We start from the raw sequence: 4,229 nt of genomic DNA, 5'->3' as shown, positions 1-4,229 counted from the left end.
AAAAGCTTCAGAAGACGCCGCCTTTTTAAAAAAAGGCGGCACCCGGAAACTTTTCCTGTTTTTTATCAATGCGTTGTTTTCCAACAGGCTCTTACTGCCCGTCAAAGGCATAATGGAACAGCAGCATCCCGTCGGTTTCCGACCATGGGCCAGAACGCGTATAGCCCCCTTCAAGCCCGACGCGGAAACGATGGTCCACCTGATAGACCACGCGCCCGCGCACATTCCCCGCAAGGCCACTGGCCCCATACCCGCCATAGGACCCAGGCGCCATGACTTCGGATTGCAACAGCGTGCTGGTGGGGTAATAGGGCGCGCCCCTGCTGTGATAATCCTGATATCCCGCCTCGCCCCGCAGGAACCATGTCCAGCGATCGGTATGGCCCGACCATTCCACCGGCACCATCGCCGCGAAATATTCATGCGGGGAGAAGTAGCCCCCCTGCCCCCATGTGAAGAAATAGGAATCCTTTTTATACCCGAAATAGATCAGGTCCGCCCCCACACGCAGGCGCTGGCGTTCGTGATACTGCCACACTGTGGCGCTGCCGCCAGCTCCGGCCTCGGTCTCGGTATTGCCTTCGACATTATGCCCCTGCAGATAGGCGAACCCACCCCCGGCATAGGCATTCCACCCGGCCTCCCCCCATTCCAGCGCGGCATGGCCGAAATTGCGGGTGACACCGCCCCATGTCCGCCCCGTGCCCGGATCACGTTCCCCGGCATAGGACAGTTCGCTGTCCGTGACCATCCGCCGGCCGCCACTGATGCGCAGGATCAGGTTGTCCGTCAGGTGGGGGGAAAATTCGACGCCCCCCACCACGTTCGCCACCGCAAAGCCCAGCGGCGACGACCCCACATCCGCATTGAACCAGCGGTTGAAGTAGCTGAGGTTCAGCCCCACCCCTTGCGTATAATAATGATGGTATGCCCACCCGTGCGCACCATTGACCGCAACCGTCCCGAACTGCCGCGCGGATGTGGCATTGTCGAGCGGATCGCCCGTAAACAGCAGCGTGGGCGTCACGGAAAATGACAGGCGGTGATCCCACGACCCGAACGGCAGGGTTGCGGTGATCGGCACCGCGAATTCCGTCAGCTGCCGCAGGCCGGGCGTACCGGTGCGGCTGCGCACAAAGGTATTGGCGTCAAGCTGTGGTGAAATCGAATCCCGCAGATACACACGCTGCCGGTCGGTGGCCTGTATCTGGTCATCGTGATGCAGGTAATGGTACGTATCGGGCAACTGCGCGCCACGCAGGTTGACATACTGGCTGTCGATATCGGGCCAGCGGTAATCCGGCTTCAGGCTTTCACGCCGCGCGCAATGGACCACGCCCGACATGTCGCACTGCTGTGCATGGACATGATCCAGATCCGCAAGCTGATCGCGCATGGAATGGTCCATACGGGCCAGTTCGGCGCGGATTTCCCATGTCAGCGGGCTGTCGGGCGCAATCGCCGCCAGCCGCCCGGCATAGGCACGCGCCACCTTGATATCGCCCGTCCCGCCCGCATCGCGCGCGGCGGCGGCCAGGGCATAGATATTGTTGGACTGGATATGCAACGCCGCCTGGTCCTCCGCCAGAGCGCGCGCGGGTTCCCCCCGCGCCTGATAGACACGGCCCATCGCAAGGCGGAGGTCAATCGAGTTGGGATACTGCGCCAGCAACGGCGCAAGTGCGGCCTGCGCGCGCCGGGGATGGCCCGGGGCATCCGCCCCTTCGGCGTCGAGTATGTGCAGCGCAAGGCCAAGCTGCGTCCGCAGGCGCGCCTGATCCGCCGTGGCATGCATGTCGGGATTGCGCACCAGCCGGTCATACACCTCAAGGCAGCGACGCGCATCGGCGGCGTCATGTACCTGAAGGTACAATCCGGCATAGGACAGCATCTCCCACGGTTGCGGGTCGGGGGTCAGGCTTTCTTCACGCGCCAGCACATCGCGCGCGACCTGCGGCATGTTGTGATCGATGAACGCATTGGCAACCATCGTGCCACGCACACCGTTGGGATCGGCACGATCCGCCAGCGCCATCAGCCCCGCACGGTCGAAATGCGGCGCGGCGTCGATGTCACGCACCTGCTGCGCCAGGGTGATCTGCTGGGCCAGCGCATCCACATCGCTGGACCTGTCGGCCGCACGGATACGCGCCAGCAGGCGCGCGGCCGTCGCGTCGTCATGATGGTCCAGCGCAAAGATCATGCCCGCCTGCAACGCCTCCGTGCTGGCCTTGGGGCTGTTGGTCAGGGCCTCCATGATACGGGCCGCCTGCATGCGGCGTTCGGGCATGTCGGTCCGGTCAAGCGCCTGCGCAAGATGCAGACGCAGCCACGGATTGCGCGGGTCGGTCCCAACCGCGCGCAGCAACAGGCTGATACGTTCGTCATCGGTGGCCGCCTGTTCGGCCTGCGCGCCCAGGATCTGCCCCTCCAGATGGGCGACCATCGCCTCATGCCCACGGCCCAGACGCGGGATCAGCGCGCGGGCTTCGTCCACATTCCCGTTCTGCGCCAGAATATCGGCAAGGTTGAACAGCGCATCGGTATTGTCCGGCCAGCGGTGCAAGATGGTGCGATAGGTCTGCATCGCCTCCGTCATGTTGCCTTCACGCCGCGCCAGCGCGCCCTGCAGGGACAACAGCGTCAGCGCGCTGCCCTTGCGCCGGGCCAGCACCGCCAGCCCTTCCTGCGCGCGTCCGATCTCCCCCAGGGCGATGGCGCGCGCAATGTCCGCCACCAACAGGTCCGGCGCACCGCCATGCCCTCCCCGCCCTGCCGAGGACCATCCCTCCAGGCTCTTGATCGCGGCGTCCCAGCGCGCCTTGTGGTCGGGGTCCAGCGCACGGGCACGCAGGAAATACGCCCGCGCGCGATCACGCTGCCCGCGCGATTCAGCCACAAAGCCAAGGCCGCCGATCGCCTCTATGTCCTTGTCATCAATGGCAAGCGCCTTGTGAAACAGCGCCTCCGCATCGCCATAGCGCCGCTGCGCCAGCAGGGTATAGCCCTGCATGCGGTCATTCGCACTGTCGAGGCGTCCCTGCTCGGCCTGGGCGCGCTGGCGCAGGGCGCGGATTTCCCCGTCATCGGGATGCAGCGACAGCCATTCGTCATAAAGCGGGATCGTCTGGCCCGCCACCGGTTCCCACAACAGCGCGCCACGCCATGCGGCCATTGCCTCGGTATGGATACCTGCGGGCACATGCCCTGACATCAAGCGTTCCAGCCCGGCCATCCCGTCCGTGCGCGAAACCGCCTGATAGGTCAGGACCTGATAATATGTCAGCGCCGCATCAAGGTCATGCGGGTTGCGCGCGACATAATCCGCAAGCTTTGTCCGCGCCTCCTGATACCCCAGCGGCGTACCGCCAAGGATGCGGTAATATTCCATCGCCAGTTCGGGCGGCGGTTCGCCATGGCCAAAGATTTCGCGATATTTGACCATCGCGTCATGCATCTTGCCCTGCGCGACAAGGGCACGGGCCTCGGCCAGCAGTTTTTCATTGACCGGCCCGGTGCGGATCATCCCGCGAAGCTGCGCCACCTCGTCCGCGACGCCCTGATGGCGCGCCAGTTCATTGGCCAGCCGCGTCGCATCGGCGAATTCGCCACGCCCCACCTGGATACGCCCCTGAAGGAACAGCGCATCCGTGTTTTCGGGGTCGATCTGCAATGCACGATGGACGGTTTCATGGGCGCGCACCATGTCATGATGCGCCAGCCAGTAATGCCCTTCCTCCAGCAGGAGGTCGAAAATTGCCGTCGCATGGGCAAGGCGCTGCGTCTCGGCGTCGATGGCCTGCGTGCGCTGTGCATCCATGGAGGTGATGTCGGTGGCGGGCGCGGCCAGCGGCGCGCTCGATTCCTCCTGATCCGACACGATATAGGGATGGGCCTGCGCCTCTGGCGTCTGTGGCGCGGATGCCTCCCGCCGCCCATAGATCGGACCCGTGTCCCCGATATCAATCCCCGCAGGCACGCCGGACGCCATACCGGCCGCGCTCCCGCCGCTGTTCCCCATGTCCGCCACGGCATTATCCGCCCCCATAGCGTCCACCGCCGGGCCGGGCACGCGTGCCGATGCACGGGCGGGGGGCCTGACCGGGGCTGAAGCCGGGGCGCTGGCAGGTGCAGGTGTGCTGACGGGGGGCTGCTTGGCGGGCGCACTGGTCGCAGATGCAGCCGGGGTGGGGCCGCGCGGGACCGGCGGGGGGGGCGGTGCGGAAGAT

Annotated in this window: 1 protein-coding gene; it reads right to left on the bottom strand. The window is 65.2% G+C overall.

All coding sequences use genetic code 11. The features are described from left to right. Nucleotides 1-91: 91 nt before the first annotated feature. A partial coding sequence (locus tag B7G66_RS13005; protein ID WP_048859265.1) for a cellulose biosynthesis protein BcsC occupies nucleotides 92-4,229 on the bottom strand: 4,138 nt, incomplete at its 5' end.

It is taken from the genome of Novacetimonas hansenii JCM 7643, from assembly GCF_000964405.1.
Lineage (GTDB): Bacteria > Pseudomonadota > Alphaproteobacteria > Acetobacterales > Acetobacteraceae > Novacetimonas > Novacetimonas hansenii.
This window is presented reverse-complemented; position numbering and strand designations above follow the sequence as displayed.